25 protein-coding genes are annotated in these 26,525 nt (G+C 70.9%); 9 read left to right on the top strand and 16 right to left on the bottom strand.

The genetic code is table 11. The features are described 5' to 3' along the window. Positions 1 to 109: 109 nt before the first annotated feature. Positions 110 to 841 (top strand): TetR/AcrR family transcriptional regulator, encoded by a 732-nt coding sequence (locus tag AC3IS2_RS14885; RefSeq protein ID WP_489198564.1) that lies wholly within the window; start codon positions 110 to 112, stop codon positions 839 to 841. After that, the gene (locus tag AC3IS2_RS14880) at positions 841 to 1,605 is read left to right on the top strand and encodes a LytTR family DNA-binding domain-containing protein (protein ID WP_489198563.1); all 765 of its coding nucleotides are present in this window, start codon (positions 841 to 843) and stop codon (positions 1,603 to 1,605) included. Before AC3IS2_RS14885 ends, AC3IS2_RS14880 begins: the two co-directional genes overlap by 1 nt. Here the strand turns inward: AC3IS2_RS14880 and AC3IS2_RS14875 are convergent. The 3 genes from AC3IS2_RS14875 to AC3IS2_RS14865 form a co-directional block, all read right to left on the bottom strand. Next, positions 1,559 to 2,500 (bottom strand): hypothetical protein, encoded by a 942-nt coding sequence (locus tag AC3IS2_RS14875; protein WP_489198562.1) that lies wholly within the window; start codon positions 2,498 to 2,500, stop codon positions 1,559 to 1,561. The two genes, AC3IS2_RS14880 and AC3IS2_RS14875, sit on opposite strands and share 47 nt — an antisense overlap. Positions 2,501 to 2,574: 74 nt before the next feature. Next, positions 2,575 to 4,050 carry a carotenoid oxygenase family protein gene (locus AC3IS2_RS14870; protein WP_489198561.1) on the bottom strand — a complete coding sequence of 492 codons (1,476 nt, stop codon included), beginning with the start codon at positions 4,048 to 4,050 and terminating at the stop codon, positions 2,575 to 2,577. Positions 4,051 to 4,074: 24 nt separating this feature from the next. Next, positions 4,075 to 4,518 (bottom strand): DUF2141 domain-containing protein, encoded by a 444-nt coding sequence (locus AC3IS2_RS14865; protein WP_489198560.1) that lies wholly within the window; start codon positions 4,516 to 4,518, stop codon positions 4,075 to 4,077. A gap of 218 nt (positions 4,519 to 4,736) precedes the next feature. On the opposite strand from AC3IS2_RS14865, the gene rpe reads away from it, so the two are divergent. The 4 genes from rpe to purH all read left to right on the top strand — a co-directional run bounded on the left by rpe (position 4,737) and on the right by purH (position 9,300). Next, complete coding sequence (gene rpe / locus AC3IS2_RS14860) at positions 4,737 to 5,426, top strand: ribulose-phosphate 3-epimerase (RefSeq protein ID WP_489198559.1); 690 nt, start codon at positions 4,737 to 4,739, stop codon at positions 5,424 to 5,426. Next, positions 5,423 to 7,237: a heparinase II/III family protein gene (locus AC3IS2_RS14855; RefSeq protein ID WP_489198558.1), complete on the top strand. Its 1,815-nt coding sequence runs from the start codon at positions 5,423 to 5,425 to the stop codon at positions 7,235 to 7,237. The genes rpe and AC3IS2_RS14855 overlap by 4 nt, the downstream gene beginning before the upstream one ends. Positions 7,238 to 7,242: 5 nt before the next feature. Beyond that, positions 7,243 to 7,629: a hypothetical protein gene (locus tag AC3IS2_RS14850; RefSeq protein ID WP_489198557.1), complete on the top strand. Its 387-nt coding sequence runs from the start codon at positions 7,243 to 7,245 to the stop codon at positions 7,627 to 7,629. A gap of 66 nt (positions 7,630 to 7,695) precedes the next feature. Next, positions 7,696 to 9,300, top strand: coding sequence for a bifunctional phosphoribosylaminoimidazolecarboxamide formyltransferase/IMP cyclohydrolase (gene purH, locus AC3IS2_RS14845; protein ID WP_489198556.1), 1,605 nt, complete (start codon positions 7,696 to 7,698; stop codon positions 9,298 to 9,300). A 96-nt stretch (positions 9,301 to 9,396) separates the two neighbouring features. Here purH and AC3IS2_RS14840 read toward each other — a convergent pair whose 3' ends face one another. Further along, on the bottom strand, positions 9,397 to 10,212 hold the full coding sequence (locus tag AC3IS2_RS14840; RefSeq protein ID WP_489198555.1) for a siderophore-interacting protein: 816 nt from the start codon (positions 10,210 to 10,212) through the stop codon (positions 9,397 to 9,399). Then, entirely contained in the window at positions 10,209 to 10,850 is a 642-nt protein-coding gene (locus AC3IS2_RS14835) for a PadR family transcriptional regulator (RefSeq protein WP_489198554.1), read from the bottom strand. The genes AC3IS2_RS14840 and AC3IS2_RS14835 overlap by 4 nt, the downstream gene beginning before the upstream one ends. Positions 10,851 to 10,953: 103 nt before the next feature. Here AC3IS2_RS14835 and AC3IS2_RS14830 point away from each other — a divergent pair, with 103 nt between their 5' ends. Beyond that, entirely contained in the window at positions 10,954 to 11,703 is a 750-nt protein-coding gene (locus AC3IS2_RS14830) for a dienelactone hydrolase family protein (RefSeq protein ID WP_489198553.1), read from the top strand. Positions 11,704 to 11,706: 3 nt separating this feature from the next. On the opposite strand, the gene AC3IS2_RS14825 is transcribed toward AC3IS2_RS14830, so the two are convergent. The 9 genes from AC3IS2_RS14825 to AC3IS2_RS14785 form a co-directional block, all read right to left on the bottom strand. Further along, on the bottom strand, positions 11,707 to 12,171 hold the full coding sequence (locus tag AC3IS2_RS14825; protein WP_489198552.1) for an OsmC family protein: 465 nt from the start codon (positions 12,169 to 12,171) through the stop codon (positions 11,707 to 11,709). Between the two features lie 12 nt (positions 12,172 to 12,183). Beyond that, entirely contained in the window at positions 12,184 to 12,891 is a 708-nt protein-coding gene (locus AC3IS2_RS14820) for a GNAT family N-acetyltransferase (RefSeq protein WP_489198551.1), read from the bottom strand. Positions 12,892 to 12,963: 72 nt separating this feature from the next. Then, positions 12,964 to 14,028: a tryptophan--tRNA ligase gene (gene trpS / locus AC3IS2_RS14815; RefSeq protein ID WP_489198550.1), complete on the bottom strand. Its 1,065-nt coding sequence runs from the start codon at positions 14,026 to 14,028 to the stop codon at positions 12,964 to 12,966. 174 nt (positions 14,029 to 14,202) lie between these two features. Then, the gene (gene murJ, locus AC3IS2_RS14810) at positions 14,203 to 15,912 is read right to left on the bottom strand and encodes a murein biosynthesis integral membrane protein MurJ (RefSeq protein ID WP_489198549.1); all 1,710 of its coding nucleotides are present in this window, start codon (positions 15,910 to 15,912) and stop codon (positions 14,203 to 14,205) included. Positions 15,913 to 15,943: 31 nt separating this feature from the next. Further along, positions 15,944 to 18,616, bottom strand: a complete 2,673-nt coding sequence (gene glnD / locus AC3IS2_RS14805) for a [protein-PII] uridylyltransferase (RefSeq protein ID WP_489198548.1) — start codon at positions 18,614 to 18,616, stop codon at positions 15,944 to 15,946. 14 nt (positions 18,617 to 18,630) lie between these two features. Beyond that, entirely contained in the window at positions 18,631 to 21,327 is a 2,697-nt protein-coding gene (gene mutS / locus AC3IS2_RS14800) for a DNA mismatch repair protein MutS (RefSeq protein ID WP_489198547.1), read from the bottom strand. Positions 21,328 to 21,421: 94 nt separating this feature from the next. Continuing rightward, complete coding sequence (locus AC3IS2_RS14795; RefSeq protein WP_489200164.1) at positions 21,422 to 22,270, bottom strand: aldo/keto reductase; 849 nt, start codon at positions 22,268 to 22,270, stop codon at positions 21,422 to 21,424. A 120-nt stretch (positions 22,271 to 22,390) separates the two neighbouring features. Continuing rightward, a complete protein-coding gene (gene maiA, locus AC3IS2_RS14790) occupies positions 22,391 to 23,035 on the bottom strand; it encodes a maleylacetoacetate isomerase (RefSeq protein ID WP_489198546.1) in 645 nt (214 codons plus the stop codon). Continuing rightward, a complete protein-coding gene (locus AC3IS2_RS14785; protein ID WP_489198545.1) occupies positions 23,032 to 23,688 on the bottom strand; it encodes a fumarylacetoacetate hydrolase family protein in 657 nt (218 codons plus the stop codon). The genes maiA and AC3IS2_RS14785 overlap by 4 nt, the downstream gene beginning before the upstream one ends. Positions 23,689 to 23,848: 160 nt before the next feature. On the opposite strand from AC3IS2_RS14785, the gene AC3IS2_RS14780 reads away from it, so the two are divergent. Both AC3IS2_RS14780 and AC3IS2_RS14775 read left to right on the top strand, forming a co-directional pair. After that, positions 23,849 to 24,193: an ElaB/YgaM/YqjD family protein gene (locus tag AC3IS2_RS14780; protein ID WP_489198544.1), complete on the top strand. Its 345-nt coding sequence runs from the start codon at positions 23,849 to 23,851 to the stop codon at positions 24,191 to 24,193. After that, positions 24,193 to 24,585 carry a phage holin family protein gene (locus tag AC3IS2_RS14775; RefSeq protein WP_489198543.1) on the top strand — a complete coding sequence of 131 codons (393 nt, stop codon included), beginning with the start codon at positions 24,193 to 24,195 and terminating at the stop codon, positions 24,583 to 24,585. The genes AC3IS2_RS14780 and AC3IS2_RS14775 overlap by 1 nt, the downstream gene beginning before the upstream one ends. An 87-nt stretch (positions 24,586 to 24,672) precedes the next feature. On the opposite strand, the gene AC3IS2_RS14770 is transcribed toward AC3IS2_RS14775, so the two are convergent. Then, a complete protein-coding gene (locus AC3IS2_RS14770; protein ID WP_489198542.1) occupies positions 24,673 to 25,536 on the bottom strand; it encodes a metallophosphoesterase family protein in 864 nt (287 codons plus the stop codon). Next, complete coding sequence (locus AC3IS2_RS14765) at positions 25,536 to 26,483, bottom strand: diacylglycerol/lipid kinase family protein (protein ID WP_489198541.1); 948 nt, start codon at positions 26,481 to 26,483, stop codon at positions 25,536 to 25,538. Before AC3IS2_RS14765 ends, AC3IS2_RS14770 begins: the two co-directional genes overlap by 1 nt. Positions 26,484 to 26,525 lie beyond the last annotated feature (42 nt).

Below are 26,525 nucleotides of genomic sequence, written 5' to 3'. Positions count from 1 at the left end.
CGTGCCGATGTTTCGCCGGTCTGTCAAACGGCCACGCTGGAAGCGCCGCAAATGGCCTGCGCCTGTGGCGCCGTTGCACTGAGGGTCGAAGCACGACTAGCTTGCGCGCATGAAACCTGACGACGACACCGCCCCGACCCTGCCGCCCGTCGTCGCCGCTCCGGCCCGTCGCGGCCGGCCCAAGAAGACCAAGACCGCCGCCGCCGGCGAGACCCGCGACGCCATCCTGAACGCCGCCGAGGACCTGTTCTCGAAACATGGCTTCTACGGCGTCACCATCCGCGAGGTGGCGCGCGAGGCGGGCGTGGATACGGCCCTGGTCCACTACTACTTCGGGGCCAAGAAGGAGTTGTTCGACGCCGTCTTCACCCGCCGCGCCGAGGTCTGGAACAACGAGCGGGTCGCCGCCGTGGACCGCTACGCCGAGGCGGCGGGCGAGGCCATGACGCTGGAGGGTCTGTTCGAGGCCTTCCTGCGCCCGCCGTTCCAGTGGTCGCTGAAGGGCGGGCCGGGGTGGAAGCACTATGCCGCCCTGGTGGCCCAGACCAACGCCAACCCGGCCTTCGGCGGCGAGACCATGGCCCGCTATTTCGACCCGGCGATCCGGCGTCTGCTGGAGTTGGTCAAGCGCGTCCTGCCCGAGGCCGAGGAGACCGATCTCTACTGGGCCTACCACAACCTGTCAGGCGCCCTGACCCTGACGCTGGGCGAGACCGGGCGCCTGGACCGCCTGTCCGGCGGCCTGTGCAAGTCCGGCGACCTGGACAGCGCCTGCGACTACATGGTGCGCTTCGCCGCCGCCGGCTTCCGCGCCGTCTGCGGCCCGAAATCGGGCGGCTGATGCGGTTTCGGGGGCAGTTGGGAGCCAAGGGCCGCGACTTCCTGCGCGGCCTGGTCGTGGCCGTCGTCGCGGGCCTGTTCCTGGCCGTCAGCGGCGCCTTCGGCTCGGGCGGCGCGCCCCTGACGCAGCGGCTGCTCTACTGGATCCCCATGCTGGTACTGGGCGGACTGTGGGGCCATGCCTGCGGCGCCCTGATCACCCGCTTCATTGATCAGGACGCCCGCCCCTGGGCCGTGACGGCGGCGCTGACGGCGATCATCAGCGGCCCCCTGACCGTCGGCGTCTGGGCCGCGACCGGCCTCTTCTTCGAGGGACGGCTGTTCCCGCTGGAGGCCCTGATCAACTTCCTGCCGCCGGTGATGCTGATCACCGCCGTGCTCAGCGCGCTGAACGTCTTTCTCGGCCGCGAACGCCCGGTCGAGACCCACGCCGCCGCCCCCGGCGCCGCGCCCGCCCGCTTCCTCGACCGCCTGCCGCCCAAGCTGCGCGGCGCCCGGCTGATCGCGGTTCAGGCCGAGGATCATTATCTGCGCCTGCACACCGATCGAGGCTCGGACCTGATCCTGATGCGGCTGGCCGACGCCCTCAATGAACTGGAAGGGCTGGAAGGCGCCCAGACCCACCGCAGCTGGTGGGTGGCCAGGGACGCCGTGGCCTCCGTCGCCCGCGGCGACGGCCGCGCCGCCCTGACCCTGGAAGACGGCCCCGTCGCCCCCGTCAGCCGCCGCTACGCCCGGGCGCTGCGGGAGGCGGGGTGGTGGTGATCACGCCTGACGCCAGCGGATCGTCGCCGGACAGATCACACAGCATCCTGTTGACCATTTCGCGACGCTGGACGTCGAAGGGCCGATCAGGGCTGACGGCGTAAAGAGCGCTGACGAAGGCGCGGTCCCAGCGACTGAATTCTCTCGGCGCCTTCCCTTCGGCGGCGTCGAAAAGACCGAGAATACTATCGTCCGCCGGGCGGTGTTCCGTCGGCAGGTCCGTGACCGCCGCAAACGCCACATAGCGCGCCAGCGCATCCGCCGGGACATCGGCGGCTCTGCGGCCGTCCACCACCAGAAGGGTTCGCGAGATCGCTTCCGACGTGCTGTAGCGCAATCGCGAGTCCACCAGTTTGGTAGAGCCGGCGTCAGCGTTCACCGCCGAAGCCGCCCCGGCGCTCTCGACCGCCCCCTCGCCTCCGCCCCTGGATGTAACGACATGCGCCCAGCGGACCGGGGTCCTCGCCTCGCGGAAGGCGCGCAAGGCCTCACCCTTGTTGGCGAAGAAGCCGATGCGGCGTTGTTCCGCGAACAGACGGGCGAACCCTTCGGCGTCCTCCGCCAGGACCACCACGACATTGGCCCGGCATCGCGTCGTCGCAGCCGACAGTCCCAGTTCGCCGACCGCCGACGCGACCTGCGTGGCGAAGGCGCGGTTCGCGCCGGGCGCTCCGCCAATGACCTGCACACAGATCGGCTGTGTCCAGCGCGCCAGCTGGCCGCGCGCCTGTCCGACGCGGCTGGGTTCGGTCAAGGCCTCGACCGTTCGCGCCACGGCTTCGGCGCGGACGCCGTGAACGACGATTTCGTCAACGGCGTAGGGAGGCTGCGTCTGCGGCGCTTCCTGCCAGCTGGCGGCCATGCCCAGCGCCAATAGCCATGCGCTCACCGTCAAGGCCGCCTCCTCTATGCGCAGCACTCAAAGAACAACGATTCTCCATTCTGCTTCTTGGCGCAAGGGCGGCCTGGTCACACCCAGTTCCCGTGGAAGGCCGCCGGCAGGGCCACGTCGGCGCGCCAGGTGGCGACGGGGCCGTCCTCGACGCGCATCAGGTCCAGCACGTGCAGTTCGCTGACCCCCGCCTTCAGGTTGATGCTCGGGCCGACCAGCCAGGCGTCGGCCTCGTGCGCGCCGCCGGGCTTGGGGACATAGACCATCTCGTCCGTCACATGGTCGGGGCCGAAGGCGAAGGACCGGGTGCGGCCTGACGACCAGTCGGTGACGGCCACCCCGCCGGCCAGGGGGCGGTCGGCGCGCTCGCCCGTCGTGTGCAGACTGAAGCGTCGGGCCAGACCGGCGCGCCGCGGATCGCCGCGCGGGAACTCGGCCACCACCCCGGTCCGCTCCAGCCGGCCGCGACCGCCGGCCTCCAGCACCACCATGGCCAGTTCGGCCGGTTCGCCGCCGAGGGGCACGCCGTTCAGGATGTCATGGGCGCCGCGCGCGGCGAAATCCATGTCCTTGTGGGCGCACAGGTCGAAGCGGATCGTGCCGTCGGCCTCCTCCCAGGCGTCGCCGACGTGGAAGAAGCCGAAGGGCGGCAGGTCGAACACCCGGCGCCGGCTCAGGTCCGCCTTGTCGATCACCAGCACCTGCGTCCCCTCCTCGGGCCGCCAGGCCATGGCCGCCGACAGGGGCATGACGTTTCGCGCATGGACCCAGGGCTGCAGCACGATGACCAGATGCCGAGCCGTGGCGGTGAAGTCGTGGACATAGCTGGCGCGCGGCAGGGGGATGACGTCGGCCGCTTCCAGCGCTCCGTCCGCCGCCAGTCGCCACACCACCGCCTGCTTGCCGTTCATCCCCAGGTTCCAGATGCGGCCGTCCGGCTCGATGCGTGGATGGGCCAGGAAGGGCATGCCCTTCAGATCCGGACGCAGGGCGACGAACTCCTCGGTCTCAAGCGTCTCGGGATCCATGGCCAGGGGCGAGCCGGCCTCCCACAGCGCCCAGAGCTTGTCGCCGACCCTGTGCACCGAGGTGTTGGCCGCGCTGGCGTCGTCGGCCGAGCCGATGCGGGCGCGCGGATCGGCCGCCGTGCCGAAGCCCGGCATCAGCATGGCCCCGACCTCGGCCTCCTGCCGCCGCTTGGGCGTGTCGGCGAAACGGGCGGCCAGCGACGCCTGACCGTCCTGAACCCGCCAGCGGCGGATCAGGCCGTCGCCGTCGAACCAGTGCTGGGCCGAGCCGCCCGGTCGGCGGAACCTGGCCGGGCCGTTGCGATAGAGGCTGCCCGACAGCCCCTCAGGCGCCCGGCCGTGGACCAGCCTCAGGGCGCGCGGCGCCACGTCGCCCTCGATGTCGGCCGTGGCCAGCGACCAGTCGGCGGTCGCCGCCAAGGCTTGCGCAGCATAGGCCCGGTCGGGGGTCAGGACGCGAGCAGCGGCCAGGGCGCCGGAAAGCGCGGCGGCGCCCATGAACAGGGTGCGGCGGGACGGGGTCATGTCGAGGGCTCCGGACATCTGGGCTTAGCGGAGACGGATGGTCTGGGCCGTCGCGCCCGAGACCTCGAACCGGGCGCGGTCCCACCTGGCCGGCCCCATGTTGCCGACCGCGTTGTTGGAGAAGGCGTAGGGTTCGGTCGGCATGCCGAACGGATTGACGTTCATCTTCCCGTCGCCGTCCACGTCGTGGAAGGCCTTCATGCCGTAGGCGCCGGCGGGCAGATTCTCGAACACGGCGTCGCGCCCGCCCGCCGCCACGTCGACGCGGGCGACCCGCGTCGGGGCGCCGCCCTCATAGGCGGCCTCGGCGTCGTAAAGGGCCACCATGACCGCGCCGGTTTCGGCCCCGGTCTCGAAGGTCAGGGTCAGGCGGTTGTCGGCGGCCTGAGAGGCGGACTGAGAAGCAGACTGGGCGAGGGCCGGCGAAGCGAAAGCCAGCAAGGCGGCGACAGCGAGGGTGCGGATCATGGCGGGTCCTTTCGGGACGGCTGAAGAAGTCGCCGCCTTCCTCCGCCTCACCGCCGGGCCTTGCCAGCGGCCTTGCGTCCGCGACCGCCGCGCCTTCGCCAACGACCACCGCCGACCGCTCGCGAAGCGCGAATGAACAGCTTGTCCTCGCGCGCGTCGCGCCCTGCGTCAGCAGTCCGGCTTGCCCCCCGCGCGCCATGGCCGTAAGTCGCAGAACCATGACCCAGTCCGCCCCCGCCGCCGTCGCCGCCCCGCTGATCTGCCCCTCCATCCTCGCCAGCGACTTTTCCAAGCTGGGCGAAGAGGTCCGCGCGCTGGAGGCCGCGGGCGCCGACTGGATCCACGTCGATGTGATGGACGGCCACTTCGTCCCCAACCTGACCCTCGGCCCGGACGTGATGAAGGCCCTGCGCCCGCACACGACCCTGCCGTTCGACGTTCACCTGATGGTCGCCCCGGTGGACCCCTGGCTGGAGGCCTTCCGCGAGGCCGGCGCCGACGTGCTGAGCATCCACCCCGAGAGCGGCCCCCACGTTCACCGCACCCTCGGCCGCATCCGCCAGCTAGGCGCCAAGGCCGGTCTGGTCTTCAACCCGGCCACGCCGCTGTCGATCCTCGAGGAAGCCGTCGACCTGGTCGACCTGGTGCTGATCATGTCGGTCAACCCGGGCTTCGGCGGCCAGAAATTCATCCCCTCGGCGCTGAAGAAGATCGAACGCGCCCGCGCCATCCTCGACCGCGCCGGGTCCAAGGCCCACCTGCAGGTGGACGGCGGCGTCATCGCCGACAACGCCGGGGCCTGCCTGTCCGCCGGGGCCGACGCCCTGGTCGCCGGCTCCTTCGTCTTCAAGGGCGGGCCGGACGCCTATGCCGCCAACATTCAAGCCCTGAAGGCCGCCGCCGCGTGAGCCCCCTCGCCCCCTTCGCCCCGCGCGAAACGGAAGGCGGCCTGAACGAGGGTCATATCCCCGGCCTGCGCGGCGCCCCGGTTCGCACCCCGGTGCGCGCGGGCGGCGGGCCCAAGACCGATCCCGCCCTGTGGGCCGCCGTCGCCGGACAGCTGGCGGCGCGCCAGCTGTGGATCGAGCTCTACGGCCTGCCCGGCTATATGCTGACGCTAAGGGGCGCCCGCGCCGACGGCTTCGCCGTCAGTCCGCGCGACTTCCGTCCCCTGCGTGAAGAGGCGCCGCGTCCGCTGCTGTCGGGCCGTTTCACCCTGGCCGGGCTCAGCCTCGACGCCGAGGGTCCCGCCGACCTGTGGAACCGCCCCACCCCCAGCCGCGCCTTCGCCGTCGAACTGCACGCCTTCGTCTGGATGCCCGAGATGATGGCCCACGGCGATCGCGGCGTGCGCGAGGCCCTGGCGCTGACATTGGCCTGGGACGACATCTTCAACCGCTGGTCGCCCTTCTCCTGGGACCCCGACATTCTGGCGCGGCGCACCTACAACCTGGCCTGCGCCGGGCGGCGCCTGGCGGGGGTCGCGACCGAGGCCGAGCGCCTGCGCCTGACCGACATTCTGGCGCGGCAAGCCCGCCAGTTGCTGCGTCCGCCCGGCGGGCCGATGGGCCGGGCCGAGCGCCTGACCGCCGCCGCCGTGGCCGGCTGCGCCCTGGCCGGCAAGGCGGGCGAAGCCATCCGCCGCACCGCGCTGAAGCGCCTGCCCCACGCGCTGGAAGCTGCCGTCGCCGCCGACGGCCATCACGCCGCCCGCGCCCCCGAAATGGGGCTGGAGCTGCTGCTCGACCTGCTGACCCTGGACGACGCCCTGGCCCAGTTGTCCGAGCCGACGCCCGAGGCCGTCGCCGCCGCCATCTCGCGCCTGACCACCAGCCTTCGCGTTCTGGCCCTGCCCGACGGTCGGCTGGCCGCCTTCCAGGGCGGCGGTTCCTCGACGCCCGAGCGCGTCTCCGCCGCCCGAGCCCATGACGAGACCCCGGCCCCGCCCGCCAGCGGCGCCGTCGGCGGTCTGGTGCGCATTTCCAGCCCCTTGCTGACCGTCATGGTCGATGTCGAGGCCCCGGCGCGCGGCGCCTGGTCGGCCGCCGCCTGCGGCCAACCGGCTGCACTAGAAGTCGTCTGCGGCCGCGACCGCCTGTTCACCTCGGCCGGCTGGACCCCGCGCGCCCTGGACCGTCAGGCCCTGCGCCTGACGCCGGGCGCCTCGACGCTGACGCTCGGCGAACAGCCGCTGGGCGAACCCCTGTCCGGCTGGAAGTCCGAGCTTCTGGGTCCGCGCCTGGTCGGCCCGACCCTGCACGTCAGCCGCGACCACCGCGAAGGCGACGGCGCCGTCTGGCTGGAGGTCGAGCACGACGGCTGGATGCCCGGCTACGGCCTGATGCATCAGCGCCGCCTCTATCTGGATCAGCGGATGGACGAACTGCGCGCCGAGGAGCGGCTGCATCCGCCGGAGAACCGCCCCGACGTGACCCGCGCCCTGGCCGCCCCCTACGCCCTGCGCTTCCAGCTGGAGCCCGGCGTCCAGGCCTCGCTGGCCCGCGACCGCCGCTCCATCCTGCTGCGCGGCCATTCGGGACGCGGCTGGTGGTTCCGCAGCGACGGCCCCGACGTGGCCATCGAACCCGCCGTCCACGTCGACGAGGGCCTGACCCGACGGTCCCTGCAGATCGTCGTCCGCGGTTCCGCCCGCACCGACGCGGACACCAAGATCCGCTGGAAGCTGAGCCCCGCAGGCGCGGCGGGCGACCCGCACTAGTGCTGATGATCTGTCAGCGTTGGACCTACCGGGTCGGCAACTCGACCGTGATGGTGGACAACGCCTTCAACTGGCTGGGCTGGGCTCAGGAACGGTTGAGGGTCAACGACGAGACCGTCCAGGACAGCCAGGGCATGTTCCGCACGCACCAGGCCTATGCTGAGCCCTGGTTGACCATGATCGGCGAGGGCGAACTGTCGGTTCGCATGTCGGCACGCATCCTGAGCATTCAGTGCGTGCTTTTGTTGAATGGCGAGCGGCTAGAGCCTGAGACCTACATGGCGGCCCGATGGTCGGGACCCAAGAACAGCTGGCCGCCAGAAGCGGACTGGCGCCCCGCGCAACGGGGCGACTTCATGGTCGTGCCCAAGGCTGAGGCCGCCAAGGGCTGACGCCGCGCCCCGATGGTGCTAGAGGCCGCGCCATCTCCCCGCCCCAGCTGTTAACGGACGCCGCCCATGCCCGCCGCTCCCGACTTTCCGCCCGCCCCGGACGCGATCAAACCTGTCCGTGCCCTGATTTCATTGTCGGACAAGGCGGGGCTCGAGGATGTCGCGCGCACCCTGGCCGGTCTCGGCGTCGAGCTGGTCTCGACCGGCGGCACCAAGGCGGCGATCGCGGGCTATGGCCTGCCGGTCAAGGACGTGGCCGATCTGACCGGCTTCCCGGAAATGATGGACGGCCGGGTCAAGACCCTGCACCCCGTCGTGCACGGCGGCCTGCTGGGCGTGCGCAACGCCCCGGCCCACGCCGAGGCCATGACCGAGCACAAGATCGGCGCCATCGATATCGTCTGGATCGACCTCTATCCGTTCGAGAAGACAGTGGAATCCGGCGGCGGTTTTGAAGCGGCCATCGAGAACATCGACATCGGCGGCCCGGCCATGATCCGCTCGGGCAGCAAGAACCACGGCCACGTCGCCGTCGCTGTGGACGCGGAAAGCATCGGCCTGATCCTTGAGGCGCTGAAGGCCGACGGTTCGACCACGCTCAACCTGCGCAAGCAACTGGCCGCCCGCGCCTTCGCCCGCACCGCCGCCTATGACGCCGCCGTGTCGTCGTGGTTCGCCGCTCAGCTGAACGACGCCGCCCCGGCCCGCAAGTCGATCGCCGGATCGCTGGCCCAGACCCTGCGCTATGGCGAAAACCCGCACCAGACCGGCGCCTTCTACCGCACCGGCGAGAAGCGCCCGGGCGTGGCCTATGCCGAACAGGTCCAGGGCAAGGAGCTGGGCTACAACAACATCGCCGACGCCGACGCCGCCTATGAGCTGGTGGCCGAGTTCGAGGCCCCGGCCTGCGTCATCGTCAAGCACGCCAACCCCTGCGGCGTGGCCGTCGGCGCCACCCTGTCGGAAGCCTACGCCCGCGCGCTGGAATGCGACGCGGTGTCGGCCTTCGGCGGCGTCATCGCCGTCAACCGCCCGCTGAACGGCGAGGACGCCCGCGCCATCACCGGCATCTTCACCGAGGTCGTCATCGCCCCCGGCGCCGACGAGGAGGCCAAGGAGGTCTTCGCCGCCAAGAAGAACCTGCGCCTGCTGATCACCGACGGCCTGCCCAACCCCCACGGCGCGGGCGAGGTCTTCCGCTCGGTCGCCGGCGGCTTCCTGGTCCAGTCGCGCGACCGCTCGCTGATCAAGCCCGAAGACCTGAAGATCGTCACGCGCCGCCAGCCGACGCCGACCGAGATCCAGGACATGCTGTTCGCCTTCACCGTGGCCAAGCACGTCAAGTCCAACGCCATCGTCTACGCCAAGGACGGCCAGACGGCCGGCATCGGCGCCGGCCAGATGAACCGCCGCGACTCGGCCCGCATCGCCGCCATCCGCGCCAAGGAAGCCGGCGAGGCCAAGGGTCTGGCCCATTCGCTGGCGCAGGGCTCGGCCTGCGCCAGCGAAGCCTTCTTCCCCTTCGCCGACGGCCTGCTGGAAGCCATCGCCGCCGGCGCCACGGCGGTGATCCAGCCGGGCGGTTCGATGCGCGACGCCGAGGTCATCGCCGCCGCCGACGAGAACAACATCGCCATGGCCTTCACCGGCGTCCGCGTCTTCCGGCACTAAGCACTAAGAGCGCTAACGCGAGCCGCGCGGCGGCTCGCTGCTTGAGCGCAAGAAGGGCGCTGCCGGTCGTCGGCAGCGCCTTTTCTTTTGCCCGCGTCAGTCCTCGATCACCTCGTGCGAGCCGGCGCGGCCCAGACGCCAGTAGCCGGCGACCTTCATCCATTTCGGATTGAAGGCGCGAGCGGCCAGCAGGGCGGCGCGCATCGACCGCGCCACCGAGGACTCGCAGGCGACCCAGACATAGGCGTCGCTCGGGTCGATCCGGCCCGCCGCCTCAACCGCCGCCGCTGTCAGGGCCTCGGGCCGACCGCGCGGGCCGCCGTTGCGGTGCACCCAGACGATTTCAACACTCGCAGCGCTGGGCAGAACCAGTTCGCCCAAGGCGTCCGCGACCTCGATGCAGGCGACCGCCCGAGCCCCGGCGGGCAGTTCCTCCAGCCGCCGGGCGATGGCGGGGATGGCCGCCTCGTCGCCGACCAGCAGGTGCTCAGCGAAGCTGGTGGGCACCAGGAAGGAGCCGCGCGGCCCGCCCAGACCCAGTTCGTCCCCTACCTGCGCAGCCTCGGCCCAGGCGGTCGCCGGACCGCCGTGACCGACCGCAAAGTCGATGGTCAGCCGCCGGTTCGCGGCGTCAAAGGCGCGCGGGGTGTAGTCGCGCGCCACCGGCTTCGGCTCCGAAAACACCGGACCGTCCGGCCCAAGCGTCGGCAGGATCACCGCCTGACCGCGCGGCGCGGGAAAGATCTTCACATGATCGTCGAAGCCGGGGCTGAAGAAGCCCTCCAGTTCGTCGCCGGTCAGGACGATCCGCTTCAGCACCGGCGTCAGTTGTTCGACCGTCTCGACGCGGGCGCGGCGGAACTTCAGTTCATGGCGGACCCGGCGCGGCAGGCGCAGAAGCGTCTCGGTCATGCCTGGCGCACCTTTTCCGCCGCCGCCTCGATCAGATCGGCGATCGCCTCGACCTCGGCCTCGCTCAGCGGCGGCTCCTGGGTCAGGCGCTGGTGGGTCGCCGTGCGGAAGGCCTCGATGGCCTGGGCGATGCGAGCCGGACGGTCGGGCCGGCCGCGCAGGGCCTTCATCTTCATCTCGATGTGCGCCAGGGCCTCGGCGTTTTCCGTCAGCAGACGACGGCCCTCGTCGGTGACGGCGTAGCGCTTCTTGCCGCCCTCGGCGGCGACGCTGACGGCGCCCATGTCCTCCAGCAGAGCCAGGCTGGGATAGATGACGCCAGGGCTGGGCGCATAGGTCCCGCCCATGCGGCTTTCGATCGCCTTGATCAGCTCATAGCCGTGGCTCGGCTTGTCGGCGATCATCGACAGCAGCACCCAGCGCAGGGCGCCGTGCTCGAACATGCGTCCGCCGCCGCCGCGTCGGCCGTGGCGCTCGCCGCGCATTCGGCCTTCGCCCATGCCCGGTCCGCGCCCGCCCTCGGGTCGCATGTGGCGGCCATGCCCACCCCGGCTGAACCCGCCGCCCATGCCATGTCCGCCGTGACGGCCGCGTCCCAGACCGCCGCCTGTTTTCTCGATCCCCTTGGATTCTCTCATGTCGCTTCCCTCACTCAGATATATCGAATTGATGCATAGATATATCGATATATCGAAACCGCAAGACCCTTCCCTCACGACCACGACCCATTAAGTTGGGAGAATGGATACGCTCAAAGCCCGCTGGGCCATGCTGGAACCGCACACGACCGTGGTCGGACCCGACGACGACCGGCCGCGTCCGGCGGTGCTGCTGTTCCACGGCTGCGGGGGTCTGCGGGACCATCTGCCGCGCTACGCCGAGGCGGCCAAGGCGGCAGGCTGGCGCGCCTTCATCATCGATTCCTACGCCCCGCGCGGCTGGAACCGGGCCTTCACCCTGACCACGGTCTGCACCGGTCTGGTACTGCGCGGCTATGAGCGGGCGGGCGACCTGCTGGCCGCCATCGACGGGATTTCAAAGCGTCCCGACGTCGATCCGACCATGCTGTCGCTGGCCGGCTGGAGCCACGGCGGCTGGTCGATCATGGAGATGATGAGCGAGGACCCGCAACCGGGCCGCATGGGCGTGGCCGACCCCGGCGCCGCCGATCTGTCAGGGGTCAAGGCGGTGTGGCTGGCCTACCCCTATGTGGGCTTCTGGGCCTTCAACCGGATGAAGCCGTGGCGGCACTGCCCCCGCGTCCTGGCCATGACAGCCAAGCGCGACCACCTGACCACGGTGTCGAACGCCGAACGGGTCAACGCCATGATCCGCGATTGCGGCTCCGAGGTCGAAAGCTGGATCGCCGAGGGCACTCACGCCTTCGACGAACCGACCAGCAACGGCCCCATGCGCCACCACCCCGAGCTGACGCTGGAGGCCCTGCGCCGCTTCGCCGCCTTCCTCAAGGACGTGGCGCCCGACGCCTGACGATCAGCCCAGGCGGGCCGTCACCGTGATCTCGGAGCGCACCGTATGGGCCATGTCGCAATGCTCGTGCGCGGCGTGGTGCAGGGCGTCCAGTTCGGCCTGATCCGGCTGACGTCCGCTAAAACTCGTCAGCGGGTTCAGGGCGACGCGCGCCAGATAGCGCTTGCCCGCCGCGTTCTTGTCCAGTTCGCCCGAGGCCTCGTCCAGATAGCGGTCGACCGTCAGACCGGCGTTGGCGGCGAAGGCCAGGAACCACAGCATGTGGCAACTGGACAGGGAGGCGATCATCGCCTCCTCCGGGTCCACGCCCGCCGGGTCCGACAGCGGGATCGGCACGCCCGAGGGCGCCGAGGAGCCGGGCACCACCGCCCCGCCGTCGAAGCGCCAGACGTGGGCGCGGCTGTATCGCTTGTCGACGAAGGCCTGATCGCCCCGCGTCCATTCCACCACTGCGCCGTGTCCGCTCATCTGACCTCTCCTCTAGCCCTCGCCCAGCGAGGTATAGATCATGCGCGCCCGCGCCTGAAATCCCAGCCCCCGATAGAAGGTGATGGTCGCCTCGTGATCGGCGAAGGCGTGCAGGAAGGCCGCTTCCCCTGTCGCCAGAATTTCGCTGACCACGATGCGGGACAGGGCGGCGGCGTAGCCCTTGCCGCGATGATCGGGGCGGGTGCAGACCCCGCTCAGTTCGGTGAAGCCGTCGACGCGCAGCCGCCGCCCCGCCATGGCGACCAGTTCGCCGTCTTGCTTGATCCCGACAAAGGGGCCCAGTTCGCGGGTGCGCGAGCGGAACGGGCCGGGCCGCGTCAGGGTGGCCAGAGCCAGCATGGCGGGGGCGTCCGCCTCACCCAGCACCTCGATCACGCCGTCCAGCGGCGCGGTCAGCCCGACCGGCGTCAGAGCCGTCGCCGTCATCTGCACCAGAGCGACCTGTCCAGCGATCGGCGCCCCCTCGGGCAGGACCCCGGCCATCGGTCCGTCCTCACGTTCGACCAGTCCGGCGCCGGGGTATCGCCGCGCCAGTTCGGTCAAAGCCTTACGGCTCTGCGCCGTGGCGTCGGCCGCCGCCAGAAAGACGCCGACCTCCGGATCGAGACGCACGGCGGCCGCCCCGGAATCGGGTGTCGTAAACCGCGACAGGCGTGTCGTCAGGGCGTTGAAGACGGCGCGATCAAGAGGATGGGTCATGACCCGACGATCTAGGCGCGAAGACCCCGCGGCGAAAGCCGCCGCGGCGCCGTCACGTCCGAAAGCCGCCGATCAGCCCTGCCAGAAGCCGACGATCTTCTTGACCTCGTCCACCACCGGCTGAGCAACCTCGCGGGCGCGCTCGGCGCCGACGGCCAGGGCGCGGTCGATCTCGGCCGGGTCGGCCATCAGGCGGCGCATCTCGGCTGTGACCGGGGCCATGGAGGTGACGGCCAGCTCAGCCAGCCTGGGCTTGAAGGACCCGAAGCCCTGGCCGCCGAACTCGGCCAGAACGGCCTCGCGCGTGGTGTCCGACAGGGCGGCGTAGATGGCCACCAGGTTCTTGGCCTCGGGCCGGCCGTCCAGACCCTCAAGCGTGTCGGGCAGGACATCCATGTCCGACTTGGCCTTCTTGATCTTGGCGGCGATGGTGTCGGCGTCGTCGGTCAGGTTGATGCGCGACAGATCCGACGGATCGGACTTGCTCATCTTGGCCGAACCGTCGCGCAAGGACATGACGCGGGTGCCCGGTCCCTGGATCAGGGGCTCGGGCTGAGGGAAGAAACCCGGCGCGCCGAAGTCGTTGTTGAACTTGGCGGCGATGTCGCGGGTCAGCTCCAGATGCTGCTTCTGGTCCTCGCCGACCGGCACCTCGGTCGCCTTGTAGAGCAGGATGTCCGCCGCCTGCAGCACCGGATAGGTGTAGAGGCCGACGCTGGAGCGTTCCTTGTGCTTGCCCGACTTCTCCTTGAACTGGGTCATCCGGTCCAACCAGCCGAGGCGGGCGACGCAGTTGAAGATCCAGGCCAGCTCGGCGTGGGCCGGCACCGCCGACTGCGGGAAGATGGTCGCCTTGGCCGGATCAAGGCCCGAGGCCAGATAGGCCGCCGCGATCTCGCGCGTCTGGGCCGCCAGCTTCTCCGGCTCCTGCCAGACGGTGATGGCGTGCATGTCGGCGACGAAGACGAACAGGGGCGCGCCCGTGTCCTGCAATTCGGTGAAGCGCTTCAGCGCGCCCAGGTAGTTGCCCAGGTGCAGGGCGCCGGAGGCCTGGATGCCGGACAGGATGCGGCGCGGACCGGCATAGGCAGGCGCAGCCGGGGCCGAAGCGACGGGGGCCGGGGTCTGGTCAGTCATGGGATGGTTTCTCGGGAAGCTTGAAGGCTGGGTTCGGCGCACGCGCGGGCGTGCGGGGTCAGGCGGTGAACAGTCAGCCGCGCCATCGCCGAGCGGCGAAAGGATGTCCCGAAAGAGCCATGCCCTCGCGCTTATCGGTTCAGGCGGGGAAGGGCAAGGCTGCGGACGCCGTCCCTAGCGTGCGCGCCGGATCAGGCCCTTGACCTCGGCCACCGTGACCGCGCGGGTGGCGAAGGCCAGGACGACATAGGTCAGGCCGCCCGCCGCCACGACCGCCAGCAGGGTCAGCTCCTTGGCGCCGTGATCCGAACCGATCGCGCCCAGCAGGGCCTCAACCGGGGCCTGCAGCATGGGGCGCGCCCAGGAGGCGACGCCGACCACCAGGCCTAGACCGACGCTGGCCAGCAGAATGCGCACCAGCCGCGAGGCCGCCGCCGGACTGGGGCGGTAATGGCCACGCCGCCACAGGGTCGCGCCCAGCAAGAGGACGTTGACCCAGGCCGAGGCGCTGACGGCGGCGGCGATGCCCGAAATGCCCATGCCTAGGTTGAACAGGGCGATGGCCAGCACCGCGTTCACCGCCACCGAGACCAGGGCGAAGGCCATGGGCCGCCGAGTGTCGCCGCGCGCGAAGAAGGCCGGGGCCAGGATGCGGATCAGGACGAAGGCCGGCACGCCCCAGCCGAACTGGAACAGGGCCTGGGCCGTGTTGACGGCGTCCACCTGCAGGAAGGCCCCGCGGGTGAACAGGGCGTCGATCAGGAAATAGGGCATGGCCATCAGGGCCGCCGCCGCCGGCAGGGTCAGGGCCATGGACAGCGCCACAGCCTCGTCCATCGAGGCCTGCTGCTGGGCATGATCCTGCGACGCCACCGCCGAGGACAGGCGCGGCAAGAGAGCGATGCCGATGGCCACGCCGACCAGGCCGAGCGGCAGCTGATACAGCCGGTCCGCCGTCGCCAGCCAGGTCCGTCCCCCGGCCACGAAGCTGGACAGGTTCTGCGAGATGAAGACGTTGATCTGGGTGGCGCTGTTGCCGATCACGGCCGGGATGGCGGTGATGATGATGGCCTTCACCGCCGGGGTCAGTTTCGGCAGGGTCAGGCGGATATTGGCGCCCGCCTTCCTCGCCGCCCACCAGCACAGGCCCGCCTGGGCGAAACCGGCGACCAGAACCGCCCAGGAGGCGGCGTAGGCCGACTGGATCTGATCCCCCTTCACCGGAATGACGGCGGCCAGCATGATCAGATTGAGCAGGATGGGATAGGCGCCCGAGACGATGAAGCGCCCGCGCGCGTTCAGCACCCCGTTCAGCAGAGCCGCGACGGCCATGCAGGGCAGGTAGGGCATGGTGATCTGGGTCAGGATCACGGCCAGCTTGAAGCGCGCCGGATCGTCGAGGAAGCCGATGTTGATGACCGTCATCAGCCACGGCATCGACAGCTGGGCGATGATGGTCAGGACCACGGTCACGGCGGCGACGGCGGCCAGGGCGTCGGTGGCGACCTGGTCGGCTGTGGCCTCGCCCTCGGTCTTCAGCGTCTTGGCGTAGGCCGGCACGAAGGCGGCGGCGAAGGCCCCCTCGGCGAAGATGCGGCGGAACAGGTTGGGGAAGTTCAGGGCGGTGTTGTAGGCGTCGGCCGCCGGCCCCGCCGAGGCCCCCAGCGCCGCCGAGATCACCACGTCGCGCGCGAACCCGGCCAGCCGGCTGAGCAGGGTCATGGCGCTGAAGATGGCCGAGGAGCGCATGACGCCCCCGCCCTTGGCCGCAACCTCGCCGTCCAGCGTCGCCGAGGCGGCCGGGGGCTGAACGATGGGCTCGACGGTGGCGTTGGCGGCCGGGACCGGGGCTGCCGGTTCGATGGGGTCGGTCTTGTCGTTCACGGCTGTCTCTGTGTTCGCCCGGACAAACGCCTTAGCGCGCCCGCGACCCGCTGGATACGGGCTTGCGGCCAAGCGAGCCTTCCAGATCGGAGACGTCGCGCACGCTGGCGCGCACGGGAACGATGCGACGGCCCGCCGGGCCTTGCGGCGCGCGGTCCAGAACCTCAAGCAGACCGGCCTTCAGCCCCTCCAGCCGCGCCTTGTCGGTCGGCTTCGCGCCGTCCGCGTCGGTGATGTAGAAGCCGTCCACCGCCCGCTCGCCGAAGCTGGCGATATGCGCCGAGCGGGTCGAATAGCCGTGCGCCGAGATGGTCCGCGCCAGGTCGGCCAGAAGGCCGGGTCGGTCCGCGCCCGAGACCTCGACCACCACGGCGCTGGTCCCGGCCTCCGTGTCGATGCGCACCACCGGACGCACGGCGAAGACGGCGCGGCGGGCGCTGACGCGCGGCGTTTCGACCGCCGAGGTCCGCGCGCCCTTCTGCGCCGCCCGTTCCAGCGCCTTGACCAGAATGGCCAGCCGACGCGGCTCGCGCCGGCCATAGGCCTCGCCCGCCCCGTCCTGAAGCTCGAACACGTCCAGGGCCGTGCCGTCCTCGGCCGTGGCCAGCCGCGCCCCGACCACGTCGGCACCTGCCAGCGCCAAGGTCGCGGCCAGGTCGGCGAACAGGCCGGGCCGGTCGGCCGCCGCCACCGCCACCCGCGCGGTGGACTCCAGCAAGGTGTCCGGCGGCAGGGCCTCGACCGCCGCGCCTTCGCGTCGCGCGCGCTCGACCAGGGCCGGGTGGTCGATCAGCGGGTTCTCGCGCGTCACCGCGTCGCCGCGGAACAGGGCCTCGGTCGCCTCGAACAGGGCGCGCATCAGTTGACCCTTCCAGCCGTTCCACACGCCCGGCCCGACGGCGCGGATGTCGGCCACGGTCAGGACCATCAGCATCCGCAGACGCTCGGGGTCGCCCACCGCCTCGGCGAAGGCCCGCACCGTCGAGGGGTCGGATACGTCGCGCTTCTGGGCGTAGTCGCTCATCAGCAGGTGATGGCGCACCAGCCAGATCACCAGCTCGATGCGGCGCGGGTCGACGCCCAGCCGCTCGCAGGCCCGCCGCGCGGCGATAGCCCCGTCCTCCAGTTGCCCCCGGTCGCCGCCCTTGCCCACGTCGTGCAGCAGCATGGCCAGCATCAGCACCTCGATGTCGGCGATGCGGTGGATGATGGCGGTCGAGGCCGGGTGGTCGGCCTCCAGCTTGCCGCGCGCGATGTCGTTGATGATGCCCACGGCCTGCAGCGTGTGCTCGTCCACCGTATAGGCGTGGTACATGTTGAACTGGGTCTGGCCGACGATCCGCCCCCACTCGGGCAAGAAGCGGCCCAGCAGTCCCGTCTCGTTCATGATCGACAGGATGCGATAGGGCCTCTGACCATGCGCCAGCACCGTCAGCAGGGCCTCGGCGGCGCTCGGGTCGCGCCGCAGCGCCGGCGTCACCAGAGGCAGGGCGCGGATCACGGCGGCGAAGGCGTCGGGGTGCAGATCCAGATCCAGCCGGTCGGCCTCGACGAACAGCAGCAGCAGCCGCACCGGGTCGTGGGCGAAGACGCCGCCCCCCGTCACCGTCAGCCGCCCCCCCTCGATGGCCAGACCGTCGAAGGCCAGTTTCGCTCGCCGTCGCGGGATCAACCGCGACAGGCCGCGCGTCAGGCCTTGCGCCTTCTTCTGCTGGCGGGCCTCCAACTGGGCCGAAATGGCGCGGGTCAGGGCGCCGACCTCGCGCGCCACCTGGAAATATCGCCGCATGAAGCGCTCGACCGCCAGTTCGTCGCCGCGCCCGCGCCAGCCCATGCGCCGCGCGATCTCGGGCTGGAAGTCGAAGGTCAGCTTCTCCTCGGCCCGCCCCGCCGCCAGATGCAGGTGGATGCGCACGCTCCACAAAAAGCCGATGGCCTCGCGGAAGCTGCGCAGCTCGCGTGCGCTCAGCAGGCCCTCCAGCGCCGCCTGCCCGCGCTCGCTGTCGGGCGCCAGCGAGCGAGCGATCCAGAACAGGGTGTTCAGGTCACGCAAGCCCCCCTTGCCGTCCTTGATATTGGGCTCGACGCGATAGCGCACCGCCCCCGTCTTCTGCAGACGAACGTCGCGCTCCTCCATCTTGGCGGCGATGAAGGGGCGGGGGTCGGCCTTGGCCACTTCAGCGCGAAACCGCTTCAGCAAGCCTTCGCCCAGACCCGCGTCGCCGGCCAGAACCCGCGCCTCCAGCAGGGTGGTCCGCACCGTCATGTCGCTGCGAGCCAGATCCAGCGTCTCGCCGACCGAGCGTGAGGCCGAGCCCACCTTCAGGCCCAGGTCCCACAGGACGTAATGGACGAACTCGATCACCGCCGTGGCGCGGGCGCTGGCCCCCTGGCCGGGCCGCAGGAACAGCAGGTCGAGATCGGAGAAGGGCGCCAGCACGCCCCGGCCGTAACCGCCGACGGCCAGCAGGCTGAGACGATCCTGCGGCGCCGGATGCAGCACCTCGGTCGCCACCCGCCACAGGCTGGTCAGCATGACATCGGCGGCGGCGGCGTAGAGACGCGCCGCCTCGGCCCCGTCGACGCCGCCCTCCAGCCGCCGGGCGATGCGGGCGCGGTCGATGCCGAAACTCTCGCGCAAAAGGTCCGTGACGGCGGCGCGCGCATCGGGCGCCGAGGCGGCTTCGACGAGACGCGCGTCCAAGGCCGCCGGGGAGGTCACGGGCGGGACAGGCCCTTCAGCCGATAGAGCGCCTCCAGCGCCTCGCGCGGGGTCAACTCGTCCGGGTCGATGGCGGCGACCGCGTCATCCAGCGCCGAGTTCATTGGGGGAGGCGGCGGCTCGGCCACAGCGGCGAACAGGGGCAGGTCGTCCAGTCGCGCCGTCGCCGCCTTCTCGCTCTCCAGCCGCTCCAGCACCTCGCGGGCGCGGCCGACCACGGCCGTCGGCACGCCGGCCAGCTTGGCCACCTGCACGCCATAGGAGCGGTCCGCCGCGCCGGGCGCCGCCTCGTGCAGGAAGACCAGGTCGCCGTTCCACTCGCGCGCCTTCATCGACAGGTTGCAGACGTGGTCCAGCCGTTCCTCCAGCCGCGCCAGCTCGTGATAATGGGTGGCGAACAGGGTGCGGGCGCGGTTGGTCTCGTGCAGGGCCTCGGCCGTGGCCCAGGCGATGGCCAGACCGTCATAGGTCGCCGTGCCGCGCCCGATCTCGTCCAGCACCACAAAGCTGTGCGGCGTCGCCTGGGTCAGAATGGCGGCGGTTTCGACCATCTCCATCATGAAGGTGGAGCGGCCGCGCGCCAGATCGTCGCCGGCGCCGACGCGGCTGAACAGCCGGTCCACCACGCCCAGCCGCATGGCGCGGGCCGGGACAAAGGCCCCGGCCTGGGCCAGCACCACCAGCAGCGCGTTCTGGCGCAGGAAGGTCGACTTGCCGGCCATGTTCGGCCCGGTCACGATCGACAGGCGCGAGGCCCCGGCGCCGTCGCCGGCCAGTCGGCAGTTGTTCGGCGTATAGGGATCCCCCTGCGCCGTCACCGCCGCCTCGACCACCGGGTGACGTCCGGCCTCGACGTCGAAGCACAGGCTGTCGTCGACCACGGGGCGGACGGCGCCGACCTCCTCGGCCCATTCGGCCAGGGCGGCGTGGGCGTCCAGTTCGGCCAGGGCCTCGGCCACGCCCTGCAACAGGGCGGCCAGCCGCGCTGTCTCGCGCCGCCAGGTCTCGAAGGTCTCGCCCTCCATGGCCAGGGCGCGATGCCCGGCCTGGCTGATCCTGGCGTCCAGTTCGGAAAGCTCGATCGTGGTGAAGCGGACTTGGTTGGCCAGAGTCTGGCGGTGGATGAAGGGGCTGTCGGGGCCCGCGCGCAACAGGTTTTCCGCCGCCTTGGCCGAGGCTTCGAGGAAGTAGCCCAGGACGGCGTTGTGGCGCACCTTGAAGGCGACGCCGCTCTCGGCCACGGCGCGGGCCTCCAGATCGGCGACCACGCGGCGGCTGTCGTCGCGCAGGGTGCGGGCGGCGTCCAGTTCGGGCCGGTGGCCAGGGTTCACGAAGCCGCCGTCGCGCGCCAGATGCGGCGGCTCCTCAATCAGGCCGTCGATCAGATCGGCCAGCAGATGCGACAACTCGCCGTCCAGCGTCAGCCGGTCGAGACAGGCCAGCACGCGCGTCGGCGGCCCCGCCAGCGGATCATGGGTCGAGGCGGCGAACAGGCCGGCCAGCCCCTGCGCCGTCGTCAGGCCCGAACGGATGGCCGCCAGGTCGCGCGGCCCGCCGCGTCCCAGGGCCAGCCGCGAGGTGGCCCGCGCCACGTCGGCCGAGGCGCGCAGCCCGTCGCGCAGATCGCGCCGCAGATCGCGCCGCTCCAGCAGCCATTCCACCGCGTCCAGCCCGGCGTTGATCGCCGCCGGATCGCGCAGGGGCCGCGATATGCGTTCAGCCAGCGCCCGCGCCCCGCCCGAGGTGACGCTGCGGTCGATCGAATGCAGCAGGCTGCCGTCGCGCTCGCCGCGTTGCGTCCGGTCGATCTCGAGGCTGAGGCGCGTCGCCGGGTCGATGGCCAGAAAACCGCTCTCGCCCGAGCGGCGCGGCGGGGCCAGGGCCGGAATCTTGCCGGCCTGGGTCGTCTCCAGATAGGCGGCGATCAGACCGAGCGCCGAGACCTCAGCCTCCTCGAAGGCGCCGAAGCCGTCCAGCGCCGAAACCCCATAGAGCCGCTGCACCCGGTCGCGGGCACCGACCGGCTCGGCCAGGGCCTGCGGCATGGCCTGAACCACGCCGCCGGAACCGTCCAGCGCGCCTTTCAGCGCCTCGTCCGAGAACAGACGGTCGGGCACCAGCACTTCCGACGGCCTGAACGCCGCCAGCGCCGCGCCCAGATCGCTCAGGTCGCAAGCCACCGAGTCCACCGCGCCCGCCGACAGCTCGACCACAGCCACGGCGGCTCTTCCTTTTCGCACCGCCACCGCCGCAAGACGGTTGGCCCCGCGCGCGTCCAGCAAAGTGTCCTCGGTCAAGGTGCCGGGCGTCACCACCCGCACGACGCCGCGATGGACCACCGCCTTGTGGCCCCGCTTCTTGGCCTCGGCCGGGTTCTCCAACTGCTCGCAGATGGCGACCTTGAAGCCCATGCGGATCAACCGCGCCAGATAGCCGTCCAGCGCATGGACCGGCACCCCGGCCATGGGGATGTCCTCGCCCTGATGCTTGCCGCGCTTGGTCAGGGTGATGCCCAGGGCCGCCGCCGCCTTTTCCGCGTCCTCGAAGAACAGCTCGTAGAAGTCGCCCATGCGGAAGAAGAGGATGGCGTCCGGCTGACCCGCCTTGGCCGCCAGGAATTGCGCCATGACCGGGGTCGTTCCGGCGTCGGGCTTCAGATCGGCTTGCGGGGGATGGGACAGGGGCGCGTTCATACGCCGGACAGGGTGACGGATCGCCCCGTTCGTCTCAAGCAGGATCGGCGGCGGTCATGCACAGGCGGGCGTGGAAAGCCTTCTGGCCTGTGGATCAGGCCGCGTTGCTGACGTGCACACGCAGGCGCGAGGCGACGGCGGCCGGGGCTTCGTCCAGCGCCAGGGCGTCCCAGTCGATGTCGGGCTTGGCGGCGTGCGAGGCGGCCAGGATGGCGCGCAGTTCGGCGGCCGAGGCCACGCTGGCGATCACCGAGGCCACGCCGGGCAGGTTCAGGGCATAGGCGAGCGCCGCCTGCATCGGATCGACCCGCGCTTCGGCCAGACGCCGGCGCGTGCGCGACAAGGCCATGCCGTGCGCCGCCAGTTCGGGCGGCAGGCTCTCGCGGTTGGCGAACAGCAGGCCCTGGGCGAAGACCGAGGCCAGATGCACCTCGACGCCCTGGCCGGCCAGATCCTCGATCACCCCGCCGCGCGCGGCGCGCTGGTCCAGGATGTTGCCGGCGACCTGCACCACGTCGGGCTGGAAGCGGCGGGCGATCAGGGCCGGGCCGTCCTCGACGGTGGCGACGAAGCCGATCTTGCGGAAGACGCCGCGTTCCTTCAGCGCCGTCAGCCGGGCCCACAGGGCGCGGCCCTCGGCCCCGGCCAGATCAGACGCGTTCTGAACCAGCACGGCGTCGCCGCGCGGCAGGCCCATGCGTTCCAAGGAGCGACGGGCGCGGGCCTCGACCCGGTCCAGACCGTCGGCCAGGGGCACGGTGCGCACGGTGACGCGGAAGGGCGAGGGGAAAGGCCAGGCCTGACCCAGCAGGCGCTCGACATCGCCCTCGGGCCGGGTCGCGACCAGGCCGACGCCCGCGTCGCCCGCTGTCTGCAGCAGATGACGCATGGCGTCCTCCCGCTGGCCGGGCGGCAGCGGTCGGGACCGTTCAGGCTCAGTCACCACAGCGATGGCGAGCCGGTCGGCCGGAGAGGGCGGGACGGCGAATCTCACGCCGTCACTTTCGCCGCCAAAGCTTAAGGGAGATTGACCGAAATCAACGCCCTTGGTGAACGAACAGGCTTAATCCGCATCCGGCTGCCCATCTGGCTGTCTGGCCGGATGCGCGGCGACGAAGGCCGGATGCAGATCCGCCCGCATTTCGATCTCCAGCAGACGCGGAAACGGCGTCAGATCGACGTTGAAACGCCGCGCCGAATAAATCTGCGGGATCAGGTAGCAGTCGGCCAGGGTCGGGGCACCGCCGAAGCACCAGCCCTCGCCGTGGCGCACCACCAGAGCCTCCAGCGCAGCGAAGCCGTCGAGGATCCAGCGCCCGGCCCAGGCGTCCACGCCCGCCTGATCGGCACCCAGATCGCGCACCGCCTTCAGCACCCGCAGATTGTTCAGCGGATGGATGTCGCAGCCGATCAGGGCCGCCATGGCCCGCACCACGGCGCGGTCGCCCGCCAGCGACGGCAGCAAGGCCGGGCTCGGATGCGTCTCCTCCAGCCATTCCAGAATGGCCGGGCTCTGGGTCAGGACCTGGCCGTCATCGGTCTCCAGCGCCGGGACCAACCCCTGCGGGTTCAGCGCGAGGTAGGCGTCGGACTTCTGTTCGCCCGTGCGCAGGTCGACCGCCGCCGTCTGATAGGCCAGGCCTTTCAGATTGAGGGCGATGCGGGTGCGGTAGCTGGTGCCCGAGCGCCAATAGCCGTGCAGGATCATGGCTGCACCGTGAAGCTCAGCGAGGCCAGGCCGTCGATGGTCGCCTCGACCCGGTCGCCCGGAACCAGAGGCCCGACGCCTTCGGGCGTGCCGGTGAAGATCAGGTCGCCGGGCTGCAAGGCCCACAGCTCATTGGCCTTGGCCAGGATGCCCGCCGGATCCCAGATCATGTCGGACAGACGGCCCGACTGGCGCGTCTCGTCGTTGACCTTCAGTTCGATGACCGCGCCCGCGTCAGGCAGGACGCCGAGCGTCAGGGCGCCGCACGGGGCCGACTGGTCGAAGCCCTTGCCCGCCTCCCACGGCCGCCCCTTGGCCTTCGCTTCCGCCTGCAGGTCGCGCCGCGTCAGATCGACGCCGACGGCCCAGCCGGCGATCCTTCCGCCCTCGCCGACGGCGACGACCAGTTCGACCTCGTGATGCAGGTTTTCCGTCGCCGATGGATAGGCCGGATCGGCCCCGTCCACGACCAGGGCGTCGGCCGGCTTGGCGAAGAAGAAGGGGGCGGGCTTGGACGGATCGGCCCCCATTTCGCGAGCGTGGGCGGCGTAGTTCTGGCCGACGCAGAGGATGCGGCGAACCGGGAAACGACGCGTGTCGCCGAGGATGGGCAGGGAAGGCGCAGGCGCGGGTGGGAACAGCCATTGGGTCATGGCGTTCCTTCTAGGACGCCGTCCCGTTCGACGCCAGAAGACGGGTCGCGGTGCGGCTGGAACCATGCTGCATTGCAGGAACCTTGATCGTCGGTGTGGCGTTCGGGGCAGGGGTTCTCTATTTAATCGTCAAGCTTACACACCCAGCGGAGCGCGCATCATGGCCACGACCAAGGCTCGGGAAGACATCAAGAACGACCTGAAGACCCTCAAGGAGGATCTGAAGACCGGCGCGCGCGAGGAAACGCAGCGCCTGAAAGAAAAGGCCGCCGACGCCGAAGCCCGCCTGCGCGAGCAGGGCGAGGAGCTGCGCGAAAAGGCTAGAGGCTATTACGACGACGCTCGCGTGCGCGGCCGCGAATATTACGACGAAGCCGCCGAGCGCTTCGAGGAAGCCCAGCGCTACGTCGTCGAGCGGGTTCAGGAGCGCCCGGTGCAGTCGACCGCCATCGCGCTCGGCGTCGGCTTCGTGCTGGGCCTGCTCATCGCCGGTCGTCGCCGCTGATGATCGGGCGGGGGCTGATCAATCGCGCGGTCGCGACCTTCGTCGCGGCCGGCGCGGGCTTCGTGGCCATGGTCGCCCTGGGCGCCACGGTCTATTATCTGCTGGCGCTGGTCGTCTCGCCCTTGGCGGCGGCGGCCATCACCTCGGCCCTGTTCGCGGTGATCGCCCTGATCATCGCCCTGGTCTTCGTGCGCCGCGCGCACGGCGAGGACGAGGAAGAAGAGCAGGAGCCCGAGAGCCTGGGCATGCGCGCCTTCCACCTGTTCCAGGAACGCCCTCTCCTGGGCGCCGCGGCGGCCCTGGCCGGCGGCTTCATCTTCCTGCGCAATCCGGCCCTGGCCACCATGGTGGCGGCCGCCTTTACCGAAAAGAGCCGCTCGCGCCGTCGCTGATCGGCGCGCCTGACGGACAAGAGGCCTCGGCGGATCGCCGGGGCCTTTTTCGTGGCCGAAAGCCTGGTTGGCTGAAGGCCTGACGGATCAAACGATCGCCGCCTCCTTCTCGCCGGGCGTCGCGGGGTCGGGCGCCGTCTCGGCGCGGCGGGTGTCCTGCCGACGCGGCAGGCGCCAGGTCTGGTGATCCTCGAACCGGCGCCCGGTCCAGACCACCGCCGTCACCACGATCTCGGCCGCATCCCATTCGATCCGGTTGAAGCTGGGCGGCGCGCCCCGCTCGCGATGCGACAGGGTCCCGCAGCCGACGGCGTAGGAACAGCGATCCGGCAGGTCGACGCCCAGCTCCACAGGCAGGGCGAAGGGCACATGCACATGGCCAGTCGTGATCAGGTCCACGCCCGCCTCGGCGAAGATCAAGGCCGCCTGGTCGCCGCGCTTGACCTCGCCGGTCATCGGCGTGCCGATCATCTCGATCAGAGGGTGGTGACAGGCCAGTATCCTCAGCGCCCCGATCGGCGCATGGCGCAGGGCGCCGGCCGCGCGGCGGGTCTGGTTCAGGTCGATCACCCCCTTGGACCAGTTGGCGCGCGCCTGCCAGCCGCGCGCCGTCGTCACGCCGCGCACCATCAGATGGCCGCGCCGGAACTCATGGTCGTGGGCCGGATGGCCGATCGCGCGCTCGAACGCCCGCCAAGGCCAGAACAGCCGCGCCATCACGTCCCAATAGGGCACGTCATGATTGCCGACGGTGACGAAGACCGGCTGGGGCATGGCCCGGACCCAGGCGCCCGCCGCGGCGAATTCGTCCGGAAGCCCGCGCTGGGTGATGTCGCCGGTGATCAGCACCAGATCGTGCGGCGTCACGTGGGCGTAGTCGAGCGCGGCCGCGACGGCGTGGACGTGCTCGCAGCCGAAATGCACGTCCGAGAACTGGAGCACCCGGCCCATCAGGCGCCGTCCTCCGCCGCCTGCGGCCCGGTCCCGGAAAGTCGGGGCGCCAGAGCCATGAAGGCGCGCGGCAAAAAGGTCACGCTGGCGTCGCGGCCCAGCAGCATGGGCTCGCCGTCGATCACCGCCGGAATCTTCGAGCGCGCCGAAACGGTGATCCAACGCGCCGGCATGGTCGTGACATTGGGGTCGTGCCGCCAGTCGTCGAACAGGGCGTGGGCCGCCAGACGGAAGGCCTGGGCCGCGTCCGACGGGTTCATCGCCGCCGCCTCCAGCCCGTCGCACTTCACCATGGCCTTGGAGATCAACGGGCTGATCAGCACCAGGGCCTCGGCCCGGCGCAGCGCGGCGCCGTCCAGGCTGAACCGGATGCGGCCGGTGAAGGCCCGCTTCAGGGCGCGTCGCCCGTAGATCCAGGCCAGCTTCAGCTTTCCGGTCCGCATCGCCTCGCGCGCCGGGGCCCACAGGGCGGGCGAACCCAGAATGGCGGCGCAATAGAAGGCCTCGCCCTCGACCACCCCGCCGGAGACCACCTGGGGCGCGCCTTCCTCCAGCGCCCGGCGCAGGGCCAGCTTCCAGTCGCCGGTGCCGTAGAGCGCCTTGGGCAGCATGTTCATGGTGCCGCCCGGCAAGGGGGCGATCAACGGCCCCTTGGCCCCCGCCCGCGTCGCCACCGACCGCGCCGTGCCGTCGCCGGCGAGGACGAACAGGACGTCGGGCTTGGCCTCCAGCGCCGCCGCGATCTGATCGGGAATCTTCGCCCCCTCCAGCGTGATCACGGTCGCCTCGAAATCATAGAGCGACAGGATGGCCTCGGCTTCGTCGGCGGCCTGCGGCCCCACGCCGCCGGACAGGGGATTGACCAGGATCGTCACCCTTTTCATCGCGACGCGCGGCGTGAGACGCGGCGTGTCGGGGTAAGCGGCGGGCGCAGAAGCGTCAGTCATGGGCGGCGAACGTCTCGTTTCACGCCCCGGTTCCGCTGAACG

It is taken from the genome of Brevundimonas sp. KH_025 (assembly GCF_057839885.1).
Note: the sequence above shows the minus strand (reverse complement) of the source record. Positions and strands in the feature narration are given on the sequence as shown.

What these genes read in the sequence shown, in the direction of transcription:
- rpe (WP_489198559.1), top strand. Translation starts at nt 4,737, where the DNA reads ATGACCCAGTCCGCCCCCGCCGCCGTCGCCGCCCCGCTGATCTGCCCC.
- AC3IS2_RS14825 (WP_489198552.1), bottom strand. Translation starts at nt 12,171, where the DNA reads ATGAGCGGACACGGCGCAGTGGTGGAATGGACGCGGGGCGATCAGGCC.
- AC3IS2_RS14820 (WP_489198551.1), bottom strand. Translation starts at nt 12,891, where the DNA reads ATGACCCATCCTCTTGATCGCGCCGTCTTCAACGCCCTGACGACACGC.
- AC3IS2_RS14785 (WP_489198545.1), bottom strand. Translation starts at nt 23,688, where the DNA reads ATGACCCAATGGCTGTTCCCACCCGCGCCTGCGCCTTCCCTGCCCATC.
- AC3IS2_RS14835 (WP_489198554.1), bottom strand. Translation starts at nt 10,850, where the DNA reads ATGAGAGAATCCAAGGGGATCGAGAAAACAGGCGGCGGTCTGGGACGC.
- AC3IS2_RS14850 (WP_489198557.1), top strand. Translation starts at nt 7,243, where the DNA reads ATGATCTGTCAGCGTTGGACCTACCGGGTCGGCAACTCGACCGTGATG.
- AC3IS2_RS14830 (WP_489198553.1), top strand. Translation starts at nt 10,954, where the DNA reads ATGGATACGCTCAAAGCCCGCTGGGCCATGCTGGAACCGCACACGACC.
- AC3IS2_RS14840 (WP_489198555.1), bottom strand. Translation starts at nt 10,212, where the DNA reads ATGACCGAGACGCTTCTGCGCCTGCCGCGCCGGGTCCGCCATGAACTG.
- AC3IS2_RS14865 (WP_489198560.1), bottom strand. Translation starts at nt 4,518, where the DNA reads ATGATCCGCACCCTCGCTGTCGCCGCCTTGCTGGCTTTCGCTTCGCCG.
- AC3IS2_RS14775 (WP_489198543.1), top strand. Translation starts at nt 24,193, where the DNA reads ATGATCGGGCGGGGGCTGATCAATCGCGCGGTCGCGACCTTCGTCGCG.
- AC3IS2_RS14770 (WP_489198542.1), bottom strand. Translation starts at nt 25,536, where the DNA reads ATGGGCCGGGTGCTCCAGTTCTCGGACGTGCATTTCGGCTGCGAGCAC.
- AC3IS2_RS14765 (WP_489198541.1), bottom strand. Translation starts at nt 26,483, where the DNA reads ATGACTGACGCTTCTGCGCCCGCCGCTTACCCCGACACGCCGCGTCTC.
- maiA (WP_489198546.1), bottom strand. Translation starts at nt 23,035, where the DNA reads ATGATCCTGCACGGCTATTGGCGCTCGGGCACCAGCTACCGCACCCGC.
- trpS (WP_489198550.1), bottom strand. Translation starts at nt 14,028, where the DNA reads ATGACTGACCAGACCCCGGCCCCCGTCGCTTCGGCCCCGGCTGCGCCT.
- AC3IS2_RS14870 (WP_489198561.1), bottom strand. Translation starts at nt 4,050, where the DNA reads ATGACCCCGTCCCGCCGCACCCTGTTCATGGGCGCCGCCGCGCTTTCC.
- mutS (WP_489198547.1), bottom strand. Translation starts at nt 21,327, where the DNA reads ATGAACGCGCCCCTGTCCCATCCCCCGCAAGCCGATCTGAAGCCCGAC.
- AC3IS2_RS14885 (WP_489198564.1), top strand. Translation starts at nt 110, where the DNA reads ATGAAACCTGACGACGACACCGCCCCGACCCTGCCGCCCGTCGTCGCC.
- AC3IS2_RS14780 (WP_489198544.1), top strand. Translation starts at nt 23,849, where the DNA reads ATGGCCACGACCAAGGCTCGGGAAGACATCAAGAACGACCTGAAGACC.
- AC3IS2_RS14880 (WP_489198563.1), top strand. Translation starts at nt 841, where the DNA reads ATGCGGTTTCGGGGGCAGTTGGGAGCCAAGGGCCGCGACTTCCTGCGC.
- purH (WP_489198556.1), top strand. Translation starts at nt 7,696, where the DNA reads ATGCCCGCCGCTCCCGACTTTCCGCCCGCCCCGGACGCGATCAAACCT.